This window comes from Pseudonocardia ammonioxydans (assembly GCF_900115005.1).
GTDB classification, from domain to species: Bacteria; Actinomycetota; Actinomycetes; order Mycobacteriales; family Pseudonocardiaceae; genus Pseudonocardia; species Pseudonocardia ammonioxydans.
On record NZ_FOUY01000004.1, the window covers coordinates 166,460 to 182,923 of the forward strand.

Genomic DNA, 16,464 nt, shown 5'->3' on the forward strand with positions numbered 1-16,464 from the left:
GTGCGGAACGACCCGCCAGAAGTGACCGCAGCGTGCGGAACGACCGACCCCTGGACCGACCGGTGAACACGACGACGAGCACGACCGACGAGCAGCCGCAGCAGCGGGCCCACCCCTACCCCCGGCACTGGGAGGCCGACGTCGTTGCCTCCGACGGCGGGATCGTCCACCTGCGACCGATCACCCCGGACGACGCCGACCTGGTGCTGACCTTCCACGGCAAGCTGTCCGACCGCACGCGGTACCTGCGGTACTTCGGCCCGTACCCGCGGATCTCGCCGCGGGACCTGGAGCGGTTCACCGTCGTCGACCACCGCACCCGGGTCGCGTTCCTCGCCCTGCTCGGCGACGAGATCATCGCGATCGGCCGGTACGAGGGCCTGACACCCGACGGCGGCGCGGCCTCCCAGGAGGGAGCGGGCACCGACAAGCCGGTCTCCTCCGCCGAGGTGGCGTTCGTCGTCCGCGACGACCACCAGTCCCGCGGCCTGGGCTCGATCCTGCTCGAGCACCTCGCCGCGGCGGCCCGGGAGAACGGGCTGTCGCGCTTCGAGGCCGAGGTGCTGGTGGAGAACCACGCCATGGTCCGGGTCTTCCGGGAGGCGGGCTACCAGGTCAAGCGGGCCTTCGCCGAGGGCGTGCTGCACCTGGAGTTCGACATCGACCCGACCGAGAAGTCGATCGCGGTCCGGGACTCGCGCGAGCAGGCCGCCGAGGCCCGCAGCGTCGCGAACCTGCTGCACCCGACCTCGGTCGCGGTGATCGGCGCGTCCGCGGACGAGACCAAGCTCGGGCACGCGGTGCTCTCGAACCTGCTACTCGCCGGGTTCACCGGCCCCGTCTACCCGGTGAACCCGGACGCCCGGTCGGTGCGCGGCGTGCGGGCGTACGCGTCGGTGACCGCCATCCCGGACGAGGTGGACCTGGCCGTGGTCGCGGTCCCGGCCGCGAACATCGACGAGGTCATGGACTCCTGCCTGGCCAAGGGCGTCAAGGCACTGGTGGTGATCAGCTCCGGGTTCGCCGACGTCGGCGGGGGCGGCACCGTGGCCGAGCGGCGGCTGGTCGCCGAGGCCCGTGCGCACGGCATGCGGGTGGTGGGCCCGAACGCGCTCGGGGTCGCCAACCCGGACCCGGCCGTCCGGCTGAACGCGACCCTGGCCCCGGCACTGCCCGGGCCCGGCCGTACCGGGTTCTTCTGCCAGTCCGGGGCGCTGGGGACCGCGATCCTCGCGAACGCGCGCTCGCGCGGGCTCGGGCTGTCCTCGTTCGTCTCCGCAGGCAACCGCGCCGACGTCTCCGGCAACGACCTCATGCAGTACTGGCAGACCGACCCGGACACCGACCAGGTGCTGCTCTACCTGGAGACGTTCGGCAACCCGCGCAAGTTCGCGCGGGTCGCGCGCCGGCTGGCCCGGACCAAGCCGATCGTCGCCGTGAAGTCCGGGCGGCACACCGGGCCGCTGCCGTCGCTGGCCTCGGTCGCGGCACAGATCGACGAGTCCAGCGTCCAGGCGCTGTTCGAGCAGTCCGGGGTCATCCGGGTGCAGACCCTGCCGCAGCTGTTCGACACCGCGCTGCTGCTGGCCTACCAGCCGCTGCCGACCGGCAGGCGGGTCGCGGTCGTGGGCAACTCGACGGCGGTGAACCTGCTGGTCGCCGACGGCCTGCTGGACGAGGGGCTCGAGCTCGCCGGTGACACGGTGGACGTCGGCACCCAGGCCTCGCCCGAGAAGTTCGCCGAGGCGGTCCAGAGCGAGCTCGCGGGCGAGGACCAGCCGGACGCGCTCATCGCGGTGTTCGTCCCGCCGGTGGCCGTGGAGGGCACCGCACACGCCCACGCGCTGCGCGACGCCGCCGCCGACGCCGGGGTGCCGGTGCTCGCGGTGTTCCTGGCGGTCGAGGGCATCCCGGAGGAGCTGTCGGTGTCGCAGGCCGACGGGACGCCGGGGCGCGGCTCGGTGCCCAGCTACGCCAGCCCGGAGCGGGCGACGTCCGCGCTGGGCCGCGTGGCCCGCTACGCGGAGTGGCGCAACACCCCGGTCGGCGAGTTCGTCGTGCCGGACGGGGTCGACACCGAGCGGGCCCGCCGGCTGGTCGCCTCGTTCGGGGCGGACGCCGAGCACGAGCTCGACGACGACGAGGCGGTGGAGCTGCTCGGCTGCTACGGGCTCGACGTCATCACCTTCCGCCGGGTCACCGGGGCCGACGCCGCCGCCGCGGCGGCCGACGAGCTCGGCTACCCGGTGGTGCTCAAGACGACCGGGGAGCAGTGGCGCCACCGCGGCGACTTCGTCGGCGTCCGGCTCGACCTCGTGTCCCCGGACGCCGTGCGGGCCGCGCACGCCGAGCTCGCCCGGCTCACCGGGTCCGACGAGGTCTACGTCCAGCGGATGGCGCCCAAGGGCACGTCCTGCAAGATCGAGGTGGTCGACGACCCGTCGTTCGGCTCGCTGCTCGCGTTCGGACTGTCCGGAATGGCCACCGAGCTGCTCGACGACCGGGCCTACCGGGTGCTGCCGGTGTCCACCGAGGACGCCAAGCGGCTGATCCGGGCGCCGCGGGCGGCGCCGTTGCTCACCGGCTACCAGGGCACCGAGCCGGCGGACACCGACGCGCTGGAGGACGTCGTCCTGCGGCTCGGACGGCTCACCGAGGACATCCCGCAGGTCCGGGCGCTGGCCCTGAACCCGGTGCTGGCCTCACCGGAGGGCGTGTTCGTCACGGGGGCGCGGGTGACGGTCGGCCCGGTACCGGACCGGCGCGACACGGGCCCCCGTCGGCTCCGCTGAGCAGGACGTGCGCGGGCGCCGTGCCCGGGACCCGGCCCGGGCACGGCGGAGGCGCGTGGTGCGGCGTCAGCTGCGGAAGCTGACCTGCAGTGTCGGCGCGGAGGTGTCGGCGAAGAAGTCGTTGCCCTTGTCGTCCATCACGACGAACGCCGGGAAGTCCTCGACCTGGATCTTCCAGACCGCCTCCATGCCGAGCTCGGGGTACTCGAGCACCTCGACGTTGCGGATGCAGTCCTGGGCCAGCCGCGCGGCCGGGCCGCCGATCGAGCCGAGGTAGAACCCGCCGTTCGCGGCGCACGAGTCCACGACCTGCTTGGACCGGTTGCCCTTCGCCAGCATGACCAGCGAACCACCGGCCTCCTGGAACTGCTTCACGTAGGAGTCCATCCGCCCGGCCGTCGTCGGCCCGAACGAGCCCGACGCGTAGCCCTCCGGCGTCTTGGCGGGGCCGGCGTAGTAGACCGCGTGGTCGCGCAAGTACTGCGGCATCGGCTCGCCCGCGTCGAGCCGCTCGGCGATCTTCGCGTGCGCGATGTCGCGGGCGACGACCAGCGGCCCGGTCAGCGACAGCCTGGTCTTCACCGGGAGCTGCGAGAGCTGGGCACGGATCTCGTCCATCGGGCGGTTCAGGTCGACCTGCACCACGTCGCCGGAGAGGTCCTCGGCGACCGCGTCCGGCAGGTACTGGGCCGGGTCGCGCTCCAGCTGCTCCAGGTAGACCCCGGACGGGGTGATCTTCGCCTTGGCCTGGCGGTCCGCCGAGCAGGACACCGCCACACCGACCGGCAGCGAGGCGCCGTGCCGGGGCAGGCGGATCACGCGGACGTCGTGGCAGAAGTACTTGCCACCGAACTGGGCGCCGATCCCGAAGTTGCGGGTCAGCTCGAGCACCTGCTGCTCCAGGTCGGTGTCGCGGATCGCGTGCCCCAGCGGGGAGCCCTCGGTCGGCAGGCCGTCCAGGTAGCGCGCCGAGGCGAGCTTGGCGACCTTGAGGTTGTACTCGGCCGACATGCCGCCGACGACGATCGCGAGGTGGTACGGCGGGCACGCCGCCGTGCCCAGCGAGCGCAGCTTCTCGTCCAGGAACGTCGCGAGCCGCTTCGGGTTCAGCAGCGCCTTGGTCTCCTGGTAGAGGAAGGTCTTGTTGGCCGAGCCGCCACCCTTGGCCATCACCAGGAACTCGTAGAACGGGTCCCGGCCGGGCTTGGCGAACAGCTCGACCTGGGCCGGCAGGTTGGTGCCGGTGTTCTTCTCGTCCCAGAACGAGATCGGCGCCATCTGCGAGTACCGCAGGTTCAGCTCCTGGTAGGCCTCGAACACCCCGCGGGAGACCGACGCCTCGTCGTCGCCGCCGGTCAGCACGGTCTCGGTCTTCTTGCCGACGACGATCGCGGTGCCGGTGTCCTGGCACATCGGCAGCACCCCGCCCGCCGAGACGCAGGCGTTGCGGAGCAGGTCGGTGGCGACGAACCGGTCGTTGCCGGAGGCCTCCGGGTCGTCGATGATGGCGCGCAGCTGCGCGAGGTGGGACGGCCGCAGCAGGTGCTGGATGTCGGTCACGGCGGCGCGGACGAGACCGGTGATCGTCTCCGGGGGGACCTCGAGGAAGGTCCGGCCCGCGGCCTCGGTCACGGAGCCCGCGGGCAGGTCGAGCTCGCGGTACTCGGTGTCGTCCGGGCCGAGCGGGAGCACGTCGGTGTGGTGGAACTCGGGCATGGACGGGACGCTACCGGGCGAGGTCGGGCCGTGACCGCAGGTGGAGACGCAGCCGACGCGTGACCCCGGCCGCTCACGACACGGCGCGGCCGTAACCGGATGACCCTCCGGTTGATGCGGTAACGTCGCTCACATGCCTGGTTCGATCCTCGGAACATCGGTCCGTCGCGTCGAGGACGCAGACCTGATCACCGGGGCGAGCACCTACGTCGGCAACCTCCGGCTCGACTCCCTGGCCCACGTGGCCTTCGTCCGGTCGCCACTGGCGCACGCGCTCGTCACCGGAATCGACACGGCGGAGGCGGCCGCCGCGCCCGGCGTGCTCGCCGTCCACACCGCCGCCGACCTGGACCTTCCCGCCCACCACGGCCTCATGGTGCTCAACCCCGAGCTGCCGCGCCCGCCGCTGGCCACCGACCGGGTCCGGTTCGTCGGCGAGGCCGTCGCGCTGGTCGTCGCCGAGACCCGGGCCGCGGCCGTCGACGCCACCGAGCTCGTCGAGGTCGACTACGAGCCCCTGCCCGCCGTCACCGACCCCGAGGCGGCCCTCGCCGAGGGCGCCGAGCTGCAGTTCCCCGAGTACGGGTCGAACCTCGCCGCCGGGCTGCGCGGCCCCGACGGCGACCCGCTCGAGGACGCCGAGGTCGTGGTCCGGGTCCGGATGGAGAACCAGCGGGTCGCCGCGGTCCCGCTGGAGGGCAACGCGATCGTCGCCGACCCCCGGTCCGACGGGGACGACGGCTACGCGCTGACCCTGCACGTCTCCACCCAGATGCCGCACGGCTTCCACAACCAGCTCTGCCAGGTGCTCGGCCTCGACCCCGGCACCGTCCGGGTGATCGCGCCGCACGTCGGCGGAGGGTTCGGTGCCAAGGCGGGCCTGCTCGCCGAGCACACCGCGACCGTCGGTGCGGCCCGTGCGCTCGGCCGCCCGCTGGCGTGGGTCGAGACCCGCTCGGAGAACCTGGTCTCGATGCCGCACGGTCGCGGGCAGGTGGGCTACTACGAGCTCGGCCTCACCCGGGACGGCCGGATGACCGGCCTGCGGGCCCGGGTGATCGGCGACGCCGGTGCCTACGCCGGGTTCGGCGGCGCGCTGCCGCTGCACATGACCTACCTGATGGCGACGGGGGTCTACGACATCCCGAAGGTCCGCTACGACGCCGCGTCCGCCCTGACCAACACCACGCCGATGGGCGCGTTCCGCGGGGCCGGGCGGCCCGAGGCGGCCGCCCACCTGGAGCGGCTGGTCGAGCTCGCCGCGGCCGAGCTGGACATGGACCCGGTCGAGCTGCGCCGGCGCAACTTCCTCGCCCCGGACGCGTTCCCGCACACCACGCCGACGGGCGCCACCTACGACGTGGGCGACTACGACCTGCCGCTGCGCGAGGCGCTGCGACTGGTCGGCCACGACGAGCTGCGCGCCGAGCAGGCGCGGCGCCGCGCCGCGGGCGACCCGGTCCGGCTGGGTCTCGGGATGTCGGTCTACGTCGAGGTCACCGCCGGTGGCGGGGGCGGCGAGTACGGCTCGGTCACCGTGCACGCCGACGGGTCCGCGACGGTCTCGGCCGGCACCTCGGCGCACGGGCAGGGACACGCGACGTCGTTCTCGATGCTGGTCTCCGACCGGCTGGGGATCCCCCTGGACCGGATCACCTACGTGCAGTCGGACACTGCGCGGGTGCCGCGCGGTGCCGGTACCGGCGGTTCGCGCTCGCTGCAGCTCGGCGGCACCGCGGTGTCGGAGGCGGCGCACGAGCTCTACGAGCGGGCCCGCACGATCGCCGCGACGCTGCTGGAGGCGTCCGCGGAGGACGTCGAGATCACCGACGACGGCACGTTCGGCGTCGCGGGTGTGCCCGGCGGGCCGACCGTGACCTGGACCGAGGTGCACCGCCGGGCCGGCGAGACGGGGGAGACCCTGCACGTGGGCCTGGACTCCGAGCAGGCCGGTGCGACGTTCCCGTTCGGGGCGCACGTCTCGGTCGTCGAGGTCGACACCGACACCGGGCGCGTCGTCCCGCTGCGCCATGTGGCCGTCGACGACTGCGGCCGGATCCTCAACCCGCTGCTCGTCGAGGGCCAGCAGCACGGCGGGATGGCGCAGGGGATCGCGCAGGCGCTCTACGAGCAGGTCCGCTACGACGACGAGGGCCAGCCGCTCACCTCCAGCCTCGCCGCGTACACGATCCCGAGCGCGGCCGACATGTTCGACTTCGAGGCGGCGACGACCGAGACCCCGACGCCGTTGAACTCGCTGGGCGCCAAGGGGATCGGCGAGTCCGCGACGATCGGCTCGACCCCGGCGGTGCAGAACGCGGTGGTGGACGCCCTCGCCGACCTCGGGGTACGTCACGTCGACCTGCCCTGCACGCCCGAGCGGGTGTGGCGGGCGGTCGCCGCCGCCCGCGCCGGGGCTCCGGACGGCGCCTGGCACGAGCCGCCCGCGGTGTTCGAGGACCTGCCGCAGCGCGGCGGCGCGTCGTCCGACGACGAGGCCGGGGCGATCTGACCCCGGGGTGTGGCGCCGGCCGCGCCCACCGGCCGGCGCCACCCCTGCGTGTCCCCACCGGGACCGGTGTCGCAGACTCTCCGCCGGAGACCGAGGCGACACAGGGACGACTGGGAGGCACGCGCACCATGAGGCTCGCGACGATCCGCACCGCGACCGGGCACCGGGCGGTGCGTCTCGACGGCGACAGCGCCGTCGAGACGGGGGAGGCCGACGTGCGCGCGCTGCTCGAGCGCCCCGACTGGGCCGAGCACGCCGCGAACGCCGACGGCCCGGTGCACGACGCGGCCGGTCTGGACCACGCGCCGCTGATCCCGTCGCCCGAGAAGATCATCTGCGTGGGGCTCAACTACCGCGACCACGTGCAGGAGATGGGCAACGAGCTGCCTGAGTACCCGACGCTGTTCGCGAAGTTCGCGCCGTCGCTGATCGGGGCCCGCGACGAGATCGAGCTCCCGCCCCAGTCCGAGCGGGTCGACTACGAGGCCGAGCTGACCGTGGTCATCGGCCGGTCGGTCCGGCACGCCGATGCGGAGGCGGCGCGGGCCGCCATCGCCGGCTACACCGTGCTCAACGACGTGAGCATGCGGGACTACCAGCGCCGCACGAAGCAGTTCCTGCAGGGCAAGACCTGGGAGCACTCCACCCCGCTCGGCCCGGCACTGGTCACCGCGGACGAGCTGCCGGCCGACCCCGCCGACGGCGGCGCGCTGCGCATCTCCTCCGAGCTCTCCGGCGAGATCATGCAGGACTCGACCACCGACCAGCTCGTGTTCGGCGTCGTCGACCTGGTCGTCTACCTGTCCACCATCCTCACCCTCAACCCCGGCGACGTGATCGCCACCGGCACTCCCGGCGGGGTCGGCGACGCCCGCACGCCCCCGCGCTACCTCACCGACGGCAGCGAGATCGTCACGTCCGTCGAGGGGGTCGGGGAGTGCCGCAACGTGGCCCGGGCGGTGCCGTGACCGGCGGGGAACCCGACGTAGCCCCGTCCCTGGCCGAGGCGCTGGCCTGGGCGGCGGACGGGCAGGCGCACCTGCGCGGGTTGATGACGCGGATGGGCGACGACGCCTTCACCGCGCCCTCGCTGCTGGCCGGCTGGACCCGGGCGCACGTGCTCACCCACATCGCCCGCAACGCCGACGCGATGGTCAACCTGTTGACCTGGGCGCGGACCGGGACCGAGACACCGGCCTACCCGGGTGCGGCAGCGCGGGACGCCGACATCGCCGCCGGTGCGGCCCGCACGCCCGACGAGATCCGCGCGGACGTCGTGGCGACCTCGGACCGGCTCGCCGACGTCGTCCGCAGGCTGCCCGAGGCCGCGTGGTCGGCGCCGGTCCGCAACGCCCAGGGCGGTGCGATCACCGCGGCCGCGGTGCCCTGGATGCGGGCGCGCGAGGTGTGGATCCACGCCGTCGACCTCGACGTCGGGGCGTCGTTCAAGGACCTGCCGATCCCGATGCGCCGGGCGCTGGTCGCCGACGTCGTCACGATGCTCGAGACCCGGCCGGGCTGCCCGCACGTCCGGCTGGAGGAGGCCAGGACGGGGCAGGTGCGCGAGTTCGGCCCCGGCCCGGTCGCCGACGACGGCGCGGTGCCGGGTGAACTCGGCACGGTGCGTGGCAAGGCCCCGGACCTGATCGCCTGGCTGCTCGGCCGCCCGTTCGGGAAGGGCCTGCGCGACGCCGGCGGGAACCTCCCGCCGCCGTTGCCCGCCTGGCTGTGAGCGGACGGGCCCGGCGCTGCCGGCTCTACCGACCCTCGAGGTCGTCGAGGCGGGCCGTGGCCCGTCCGAGCTGGCGGGCCATCTCGTCCAGCCGGGCCTGCAGCAGCGCCATCTCCGCGGTGAGCACCGCGACCGCGCCTGCGGTGGCGGCCGGTTCCCGGTCGAGCGGATCGCGGCCGAACGCCGAATCATCGAGCGGGCGGTCGTCGAGCGGGCGGTCGTCGAACGGGCCGTCCGGGCCGGCGCCGCCGGCGGTGACCGGCGCGAGCGGGCCGGCAGGGACGTCGTCGGGCAGCAGTGTCACCCCGGCGAGCCGGGCGAACCGCTCCGGCGAGAGCACCGGGCGGGCGCCGGCGCAGCGCGCGCACACCGGCTCCAGCCGCCGCCAGCCGTGCTGCCCCGACCCGGTGTCGGCCAGGGCCGACACCGTCGCCCCGCAGCGGCACGGCCGCATCCGCAGCGAGCGCACCCGTTGCCGGGAGTACCGCAGCCCCAGCTCGTAGCGCCGGAACCGCCCGGACACCGCCACCTCCAGCAGCACCGAGCCCTGGTGCTCGGGCGCGCACGCCAGCTCCCGGGCGTCGGAGTCGGAGTGGAAGCAGTAGAAGCCGCAGTCGCACCAGCGCGACGGACAGGAGTGCCGGCAGCCGTGGGCACACACCGCGTCGTCGACGGTGCGGTACACGTGCGCACGGCCGAGCGTGACCCCGCTGAACCCTGCCGTCGTGCCGTCGGCGGACAGCATGGGAAAGGCCAGCTTGTGCCCCGTCAGCGGGCCGGTCGGGCGCTCCAGCGGCGTGCGGCGGAACAGACCGCCCGGCATGTCAGTCCTCGCGCGACCCCGAGCGGGCCGGCTGTTCCTGCTCGATCGGCGACCAGTCGGCGACCTCGGGCTCGGGCACGGGTGCCGGCCGTTCCTGCGTGGCGGCGAGCCGGTCGGCCTCGTGGTCGACGGCGAATCCCTCGGCGATCTTGCGGCCCAGTCTCATGACGCCTCCCGTGATCCGGGTTCCCCGGGCGGACCGTGATGTGGCCGCCGTCACCAGGCTGACCCTTCCGAGCGATGTTGTCCAGCGCGGAACGGGTGAGGCGGTGAACGTTACGGATCACATCGATCCGGGGCCCCGCGCCGGTACCGTCCATGACCGGACGGACACCGGGGGTGATCGATGCGGGGCGCGGCGCGGTACGGGATCGAACACGAGCTGGCGCTGCTGCGGCCGGACGGCACGCTCGCCGACTTCACCTCGCTCAGCCACGCCGAGGTCGCCCGGATCGTCGGGGAGCTGCCGGACCTCCCCGGCGGCCAGGAGGACCTCCGGATCGGTGACGCGGGCATCCGGCTCAAGCGCTGGTACGCCGAGGGCTACGAGCGGATCGACGAGGACGGCGAGCTGCTGCGGTTCGAGCCGAAGGGCATCGAGATCCGCACCGTCGTGCACGACTCGGTGACCGCCGCCGAGGCCGCCGTCGCGGCCGACGCGCGCACGCTCGCCGGGGTCGCCGGGCGGCACGGCCTGCGCCCGGTCGCCTTCGGGCACCACCCCGTGCGGTTGGTGTACCGGCTCGACCCGCCGCCGAACGCGCGGGAGCGGGCGCTCATGGCCGACTCGCCGGAGGAGCGGACCGCGCACCTGCACATGGTCACCTGGGGCCCGGACCTGAACCTGTCGTTCCCCGAGGCCGGCAGCGACCCGGCGGTGCTGGCCGACGCGGCCGCCAAGCTCACCTACTACAGCCCGTACCTGGTGCCGTGGTCGTTCTCCTCGCCGTTCCGCGACGGGCGGCCGTGGGGCGGGCTCTCCGCGCGCACGTCGCGGCGGACCGGGGCCCGTCCGGCCGCGCTCGCCTACCTCGCGCCGGACGCGGTGCTGCCGCCGTCGGACCCGAGCCTGGTCCGGCACGCCGGCATCCCGGGGGAGATCGGACGGATCGAGTTCAAGGCGTTCGACGCCGTCGCGGCGATCCCGGAGGAGGAGCCGGCCGACGGGGGCGGGCCGGGCCTGCTCGGTGCGCTGCTCGGGCTGCTCACCGGGCTGCTGCTGGACCGCACGCTGCCCGGCAGGCGGCGGACCCCGGACGTGACCGCGCACCGGCACGTGGCGCTGCGGGGGTGGTCCGACCCGGCGATCCGGGCCGGGTCGCAGGCCGTGCTCGACGCCGCCGAGGCCGCCCTGCGGGACCGGCCCGGGCACGAGGCGGGCTGGGCGATGCTGCGCGAGCGGCTGGCCCGCCGGGAGACCCCGGCGGACCGGATGCTCGCCCGGTACCGCTCCGGCGGCGGGATCGCGGGCCTGAGCCGGAGCCCCGCCGCCGGAGTCCGGGGTCAGCGGTAGCTGTGCTCCTCGGCCGGGTACGCGCCGCCGCGGACGTCGGCGGCGAACGCCGCGGCCGCGTCGTGCAGCACCGCGCCGACCTCGGCGTAGCGCTTGACGAACCGTGGCACCTTCCCGCGGTTCATGCCGGCCATGTCCGACCACACCAGCACCTGGGCGTCGCAGTCCGGCCCGGCACCGATCCCGACGGTCGGGATCCGCAGCTCACCGGTCACCCGCTTCGCGACGTCGGCGGGGACCATCTCGAGCACCACGGCGAACGCCCCGGCCTCCTGGACGGCCAGCGCGTCCTCGACCAGCTTGTCGGCGGCGTCGCCGCGGCCCTGGATCCGGAACCCGCCGAGCGAGTGCTCGCTCTGCGGGGTGAAGCCGAGGTGGCCCATCACCGGCACCCCGGACGCGGTCAGCGCCTCGATCTGCGGGGCGAACCGGGCGCCGCCCTCGAGCTTCACCGCGTGCGCCCCGGCCTCCTTCATGAACCGGAACGCCGCCTCCTGGGCCTGTCCGGGGGAGACCTGGTAGCTGCCGAAGGGCAGGTCGGCGACGACCAGTGCGCTGCGCGCGCCGCGCACGACGGCCCGGGTCAGCGGGATCATGTCGTCGACGGTCACCGGGATGGTGTTGTCGTGGCCGAAGACGTTGTTGCCCGCCGAGTCGCCGACCAGCAGCACCGGGATGCCGGCGTCGTCGAAGATCTCGGCGGAGTAGACGTCGTAGGCGGTCAGCATGGGCCAGCGCCGCCCCTCCTGCTTCCACTGCAGCAGGTGGTGGACGCGGGTCCGCTTCGGGCTCGCGGTCGTCCGGTACGGGGCCTCTGCCTCGTTCCCGGCGGGCGCGCCGTCGTGTGTGCTCACCAGTGAGCTCCTTCCGTGCCTCGAGGCCCGCGCAGATCGCGGGTCCCCGGGTTCGCCGTCGGTGGCGATCGCCAGGGTGGCAGCGGTGCCGCCCCGGTGGGCGCCGGTGTGGGAACGCTCACCCGGCGCCCGGCCAACCCCCGTACCCGGTCACCGTCGGGGGTCGATGGCATGCTCCCCGTCATGCTCCCCCGCCTGCCGCGCCCTCGTTCCGGACATGCCGGACACGCCGTACCGCCGGTCCGACGGGCGGGGCGGCGACGGCGCGGCCGGGTCGCCGGTGCGGTGGCGCTCGCCGCGGCGGTGACGATGCTGGTGGGCTCCTGCTCGGGGGCCGGGACGAGCTCCGAGCAGCAGCCCGCCGCGCAGCCGGCGCCGGAGCTCGCGCAGTTCTACGACCAGCAGCTGAGCTGGGGCCCGTGTGCCGACTACGCGCGGTCCGACGACGACCGTCAGGCGTTCGCCGACCCCCAGTTCGACTGCACCCGGGTCACCGTCCCGCAGGACTACGCCCAGCCCGACGGCGAGACCATGCAGATCGCCCTGCTGCGCAAGAAGGCCACCGGCAACAAGATCGGTTCGTTGTTCACCGATCCGGGCGGCCCCGGCGCCTCGGGCACCTCGTTCATGGCGAGCACCGGCGCGACCTGGGCGGACAACGGACTGGGTGACCGGTTCGACCTCATCGGCTTCGACCCGCGCGGCACCGGGGCCAGCGAGCCGGCGATCGACTGCCAGACCGACGAGGAGGTCGACGACGCCCGGACCAAGGTCTTCGCCGACCCGTCCCCGGCGGGGGTGGCGGCGGCCGAGGCGTTCAACAAGCAGTTCGCCGACCACTGCACCGAGCGCACCGGTGCCGACGTGCTGGCCCACGTCGGCACCCGCGACGTCGCCCAGGACATGGACGTCCTGCGGGCCGCGGTCGGCGACGAGAAGATGACCTACGCCGGCTTCTCCTACGGCACCGAGCTCGGCACCGCCTACGCGGAGGCGTTCCCGCAGAACGTGCGGGCGCTGCTGCTGGACGGGGCGGTCGACCCCACCCAGACCACGATGGACTCGACGGTGAAGCAGAACGCCGGGTTCCAGCAGGCGTTCGACGCCTTCGCCGCGGACTGCACGAGCAAGCCGAACTGCCCGCTGGGCACCGACCCGGCGCAGGCGACCAGGGCGTTCCAGACGATCATGCAGCCGCTGATCGACCAGCCGGTCCCGACCAGCGACGGCCGCATGCTCAGCTTCAACGACGCGCAGACCGGGGTGAGCCAGGCGCTCTACGTCTCCCAGCTGTGGCCCGCCCTGCAGCAGGGCATCTCGCAGGTCGCGAACGGCAACGGCGACTTCCTGATGACGCTGGCCGATCTCTACTACCAGCGTGACCAGCAGGGCCGCTACACGAACATGCTGGAGGCGTTCCAGGCGATCACGTGCGTGAACCAGCCGCCGCTGCGTGAGCCCGAGGAGGCGCTCGAGCTGGCGCAGAAGGCCGACGAGGCGGCTCCGTTCCGGTCCACCGGGCGGGGCCCGGTCGGTGCCCGGGACTCGTGCGCGTTCTGGCCGGTGCCGCCGACCAGCGAGCCGCACACGCCGCAGGTGGAGGGACTCCCGCCGGTGCTCGTGGTGTCGGTCACCGGTGACCCGGCGACGCCGTACCAGGCCGGGGTCGACCTCGCCGACCAGCTCGGCGGCAGCCTGCTGAAGGTCAACGGCGAGCAGCACACCGCCGCCCTGCAGGGCGACCCCTGCGTGGACCGCTACGCCGTCGACTACCTGATCGACCTGAAGCTGCCGGACGAGGGTGCCGAGTGCACCCTGGCCCCGGCCTGATCCGAGCGTGCCGGGGTGTGCGGGCCGGGCCGCCCGCACACCCCGGATACAGTCCCGTAACACGGGCTTCCTAGGCTCCGCCGCATGGACCGCCAGCAGGAGTTCGTCCTCCGCACGCTCGAGGAGCGCGACATCCGTTTCGTCCGTCTGTGGTTCACGGACGTGCTCGGCTACCTCAAGTCGGTGGCCATCGCGCCGGCCGAGCTGGAGGGTGCCTTCGCGGAGGGCATCGGCTTCGACGGCTCGGCCATCGAGGGCTTCGCCCGGGTCTACGAGTCGGACATGGTGGCCAAGCCCGACCCGTCGACGTTCCAGGTGCTGCCGTGGGAGTCCGGCGGGGAGCACTACTCGGCGCGGATGTTCTGTGACATCGCGATGCCGGACGGGTCGCCGTCCTGGGCGGACCCGCGGCACGTGCTGACCCGCGCGCTGAACAAGGCGGGCGAGGCCGGGTTCACCTGCTACGTGCACCCCGAGATCGAGTTCTACCTGCTCAAGAACCTGCCCGACGACGGCTCCCGGCCGATCCCGGCCGACTCCGGCGGCTACTTCGACCAGGCCAGCCACGACGTCGCACCGCACTTCCGGCGCAACACCATCGAGACGCTCGAGTCGATGGGCATCTCGGTGGAGTTCAGCCACCACGAGGGCGGCCCCGGCCAGCAGGAGATCGACCTGCGCTACGCCGACGCGCTGACCATGGCCGACAACCTCATGACGTTCCGCTACGTCGTGAAGGAGGTCGCGCTGACCCAGGGCGTGCGCGCGTCGTTCATGCCCAAGCCGTTCTCCGAGCACCCCGGCTCGGCGATGCACACGCACTTCTCGCTGTTCGAGGGCGACACCAACGCCTTCTACGCCCCCGACGACCCGTACGAGCTGTCCGCGACCGGCAAGGCGTTCGTGGCCGGCGTGCTGCGGCACGCGCGGGAGATCACCGCGGTCACCAACCAGTGGGTCAACTCCTACAAGCGGCTGATCACCGGCGGCGAGGCCCCGACGGCGGTGTCCTGGGGGCACGCGAACCGGTCCGCGCTGGTCCGGGTGCCGATGTACTCGCCGGGCAAGTCGTCCTCGCGCCGGGTCGAGGTCCGGACCCTGGACTCGGCCTGCAACCCGTACCTGGCCTACGCGGTGATCCTGGGCGCCGGGCTGACCGGGATCAAGAAGGGCTACGAGCTGCCGCCGGCGACCGAGGACGACGTCTGGGCCCTCACCGACACCGAGCGCAAGGCGCTGGGCTACGAGCTGCTGCCGCAGAACCTGACCGAGGCGCTCGACCTCATGGAGCGCTCCGAGCTGGTCGCCGAGTACCTCGGTGAGCACGTCTTCGACTTCTTCCTGCGGAACAAGCGCGCCGAGTGGGACGCCTACCGCCGCAACGTGACCCCGCACGAGCTGGCCACCTACCTGCCGGTGCTGTAGGAACACAGACGTGTTCGACGGCGACGAGATCATTCTGGGGCCCCTCCCGAAGGGCATCACGCGGGCGGGCGAGGGCCAGTACCGGCGGGTGTGGAACGTGCTGGGCCACACCTACTGGGCGAAGGCGGTCAGCGAGTCCAGCTTCGCGTTCGAGACCCTGGACCCGCCCGGTACCGGCGTCCCCCCGCACGTGCACCCGACCCAGGACGAGCACATCCACGTGCTCGACGGCGTGTTCACGCTCTACCTGGACGGGCAGTGGGAGAAGGCCGGGCCGGGGGACACCGTGCTCATGCCGAAGGGGCTGCCGCACGCGTACTACAACCGCGAGGAGGGCGACGCCCGGGCACTGTTCTGGGTGAGCCCCGCCGGCCGGCTGGCCCGGCTGTTCGACCACCTGCACGACCTGACCGACCCGGCCGAGGTCGTCCGTGTGTCGGCCCAGCACGACGTCGAGTTCCTCCCGCCCGGAACGGTCCCCGGCGCGGACTGAGGCACGTCCCGCCCGCTCAGGTTCTCGATCTGCACGCTCCCGCCCGATCGAGGGCGGGAGCAGCAGGCCCGAGTCCCGGGGCGCTCGAGCCTCGAGAAGCAGCACCGGACCCGGCACGGTCGCGCCCCCGGCGCGGTGGTGGAGCGGCACGCTCACCCGCCCCGCCGAGGGCGGAATCGTGCAGCTCGCCGGGCCCGGGGGCGTCGATCTGCACGTTCCCGCCCCGGGGAGGGCGACAACGCGCGACTGACCTGGTCCGGGGAGCCGACCTGCACGTTCCCGCCCCGTGGAGGGCGACAGCGTGCGCCTCGCCCGGTCCGAGGATGTCGATCTGCACGCCTGTGTCCGTGAGAGGGCGACAGCGTGCGCCTCGCCTGGCCCGGCGTATCGATCTGCGCGCTCCCGCCCCGGCACGGCCTGAAGGCGTCGCCCGCCCGGCCAAGGGTGCCGATCTGGGCTCCGGTGTTCGTGCGAGAGGCGACAGCGTGCGCCTCGCTCGGTTCGGGTGCGTCGATCTGCACGTTCCCGCCGCGAGGAGGGCGTCAGCGTGCGCCTCGCTCGGTTCGGGTGCGTCGATCTGCGCGCTCCTGCCCCGTGGAGGGCGACAGCGCGCAAGTCACCAGGTCCGCGGGCGTTGATCACCACGGTCCCGCCCCGTGGAGGGCGACAATGTGCGCCTCGCCCGCCCGCCCGCGGGCACTGACCGAATGTCACGTGAGTGCTCCGGCCGGGGCACCTGTGTGACTCTCGATGACCAACCGGAGGCGCGGGAGG

General features: G+C 73.7%; 12 protein-coding genes. 8 read left to right on the top strand and 4 right to left on the bottom strand.

Annotated features, from left to right (window positions below; translation table 11 throughout):
* The first annotated feature begins 62 nt into the window (after window positions 1-62).
* Window positions 63-2,792, top strand: a complete 2,730-nt coding sequence (locus tag BM093_RS06215; RefSeq protein WP_218162679.1) for a bifunctional acetate--CoA ligase family protein/GNAT family N-acetyltransferase — start codon at window positions 63-65, stop codon at window positions 2,790-2,792.
* A 66-nt stretch (window positions 2,793-2,858) separates the two neighbouring features.
* On the opposite strand, the gene BM093_RS06220 is transcribed toward BM093_RS06215, so the two are convergent.
* Window positions 2,859-4,508, bottom strand: a complete 1,650-nt coding sequence (locus BM093_RS06220) for a fumarate hydratase (protein WP_093338516.1) — start codon at window positions 4,506-4,508, stop codon at window positions 2,859-2,861.
* A gap of 133 nt (window positions 4,509-4,641) precedes the next feature.
* On the opposite strand from BM093_RS06220, the gene BM093_RS06225 reads away from it, so the two are divergent.
* The 3 genes from BM093_RS06225 (at window position 4,642) to BM093_RS06235 (ending at window position 8,752) form a co-directional block, all read left to right on the top strand.
* Window positions 4,642-7,020, top strand: coding sequence for a xanthine dehydrogenase family protein molybdopterin-binding subunit (locus BM093_RS06225; protein ID WP_093338518.1), 2,379 nt, complete (start codon window positions 4,642-4,644; stop codon window positions 7,018-7,020).
* A 128-nt stretch (window positions 7,021-7,148) separates the two neighbouring features.
* Window positions 7,149-7,988, top strand: a complete 840-nt coding sequence (locus BM093_RS06230; RefSeq protein ID WP_093338521.1) for a fumarylacetoacetate hydrolase family protein — start codon at window positions 7,149-7,151, stop codon at window positions 7,986-7,988.
* Entirely contained in the window at window positions 7,985-8,752 is a 768-nt protein-coding gene (locus tag BM093_RS06235; RefSeq protein ID WP_245773335.1) for a maleylpyruvate isomerase family mycothiol-dependent enzyme, read from the top strand. The genes BM093_RS06230 and BM093_RS06235 overlap by 4 nt, the downstream gene beginning before the upstream one ends.
* Before the next feature lie 25 nt (window positions 8,753-8,777).
* Here BM093_RS06235 and BM093_RS06240 read toward each other — a convergent pair whose 3' ends face one another.
* Window positions 8,778-9,575 (bottom strand): hypothetical protein, encoded by a 798-nt coding sequence (locus BM093_RS06240; RefSeq protein WP_093338523.1) that lies wholly within the window; start codon window positions 9,573-9,575, stop codon window positions 8,778-8,780.
* Between the two features lies 1 nt (window position 9,576).
* Window positions 9,577-9,741 carry a hypothetical protein gene (locus tag BM093_RS35785; protein WP_177238296.1) on the bottom strand — a complete coding sequence of 55 codons (165 nt, stop codon included), beginning with the start codon at window positions 9,739-9,741 and terminating at the stop codon, window positions 9,577-9,579.
* Between the two features lie 180 nt (window positions 9,742-9,921).
* Between BM093_RS35785 and BM093_RS06245 the strand changes: the two genes are divergently transcribed.
* Entirely contained in the window at window positions 9,922-11,088 is a 1,167-nt protein-coding gene (locus tag BM093_RS06245) for a glutamate-cysteine ligase family protein (RefSeq protein WP_093338526.1), read from the top strand.
* On the opposite strand, the gene panB is transcribed toward BM093_RS06245, so the two are convergent.
* Entirely contained in the window at window positions 11,079-11,942 is an 864-nt protein-coding gene (panB, locus tag BM093_RS06250) for a 3-methyl-2-oxobutanoate hydroxymethyltransferase (protein ID WP_093338528.1), read from the bottom strand. The two genes, BM093_RS06245 and panB, sit on opposite strands and share 10 nt — an antisense overlap.
* A 183-nt stretch (window positions 11,943-12,125) precedes the next feature.
* On the opposite strand from panB, the gene BM093_RS06255 reads away from it, so the two are divergent.
* The 3 genes from BM093_RS06255 (at window position 12,126) to BM093_RS06265 (ending at window position 15,690) form a co-directional block, all read left to right on the top strand.
* The gene (locus BM093_RS06255) at window positions 12,126-13,772 is read left to right on the top strand and encodes an alpha/beta hydrolase (RefSeq protein ID WP_245773336.1); all 1,647 of its coding nucleotides are present in this window, start codon (window positions 12,126-12,128) and stop codon (window positions 13,770-13,772) included.
* An 84-nt stretch (window positions 13,773-13,856) separates the two neighbouring features.
* A complete protein-coding gene (locus BM093_RS06260; RefSeq protein WP_093338530.1) occupies window positions 13,857-15,197 on the top strand; it encodes a glutamine synthetase family protein in 1,341 nt (446 codons plus the stop codon).
* 10 nt (window positions 15,198-15,207) lie between these two features.
* A complete protein-coding gene (locus BM093_RS06265; RefSeq protein WP_218162680.1) occupies window positions 15,208-15,690 on the top strand; it encodes a cupin domain-containing protein in 483 nt (160 codons plus the stop codon).
* Window positions 15,691-16,464: the final 774 nt, after the last annotated feature.

What these genes read in the sequence shown, in the direction of transcription:
- BM093_RS06225 (WP_093338518.1), top strand. Translation starts at nt 4,642, where the DNA reads ATGCCTGGTTCGATCCTCGGAACATCGGTCCGTCGCGTCGAGGACGCA.
- BM093_RS06230 (WP_093338521.1), top strand. Translation starts at nt 7,149, where the DNA reads ATGAGGCTCGCGACGATCCGCACCGCGACCGGGCACCGGGCGGTGCGT.
- BM093_RS06245 (WP_093338526.1), top strand. Translation starts at nt 9,922, where the DNA reads ATGCGGGGCGCGGCGCGGTACGGGATCGAACACGAGCTGGCGCTGCTG.
- BM093_RS35785 (WP_177238296.1), bottom strand. Translation starts at nt 9,741, where the DNA reads ATGAGACTGGGCCGCAAGATCGCCGAGGGATTCGCCGTCGACCACGAG.
- BM093_RS06240 (WP_093338523.1), bottom strand. Translation starts at nt 9,575, where the DNA reads ATGCCGGGCGGTCTGTTCCGCCGCACGCCGCTGGAGCGCCCGACCGGC.
- BM093_RS06255 (WP_245773336.1), top strand. Translation starts at nt 12,126, where the DNA reads ATGCTCCCCCGCCTGCCGCGCCCTCGTTCCGGACATGCCGGACACGCC.
- BM093_RS06220 (WP_093338516.1), bottom strand. Translation starts at nt 4,508, where the DNA reads ATGCCCGAGTTCCACCACACCGACGTGCTCCCGCTCGGCCCGGACGAC.
- BM093_RS06260 (WP_093338530.1), top strand. Translation starts at nt 13,857, where the DNA reads ATGGACCGCCAGCAGGAGTTCGTCCTCCGCACGCTCGAGGAGCGCGAC.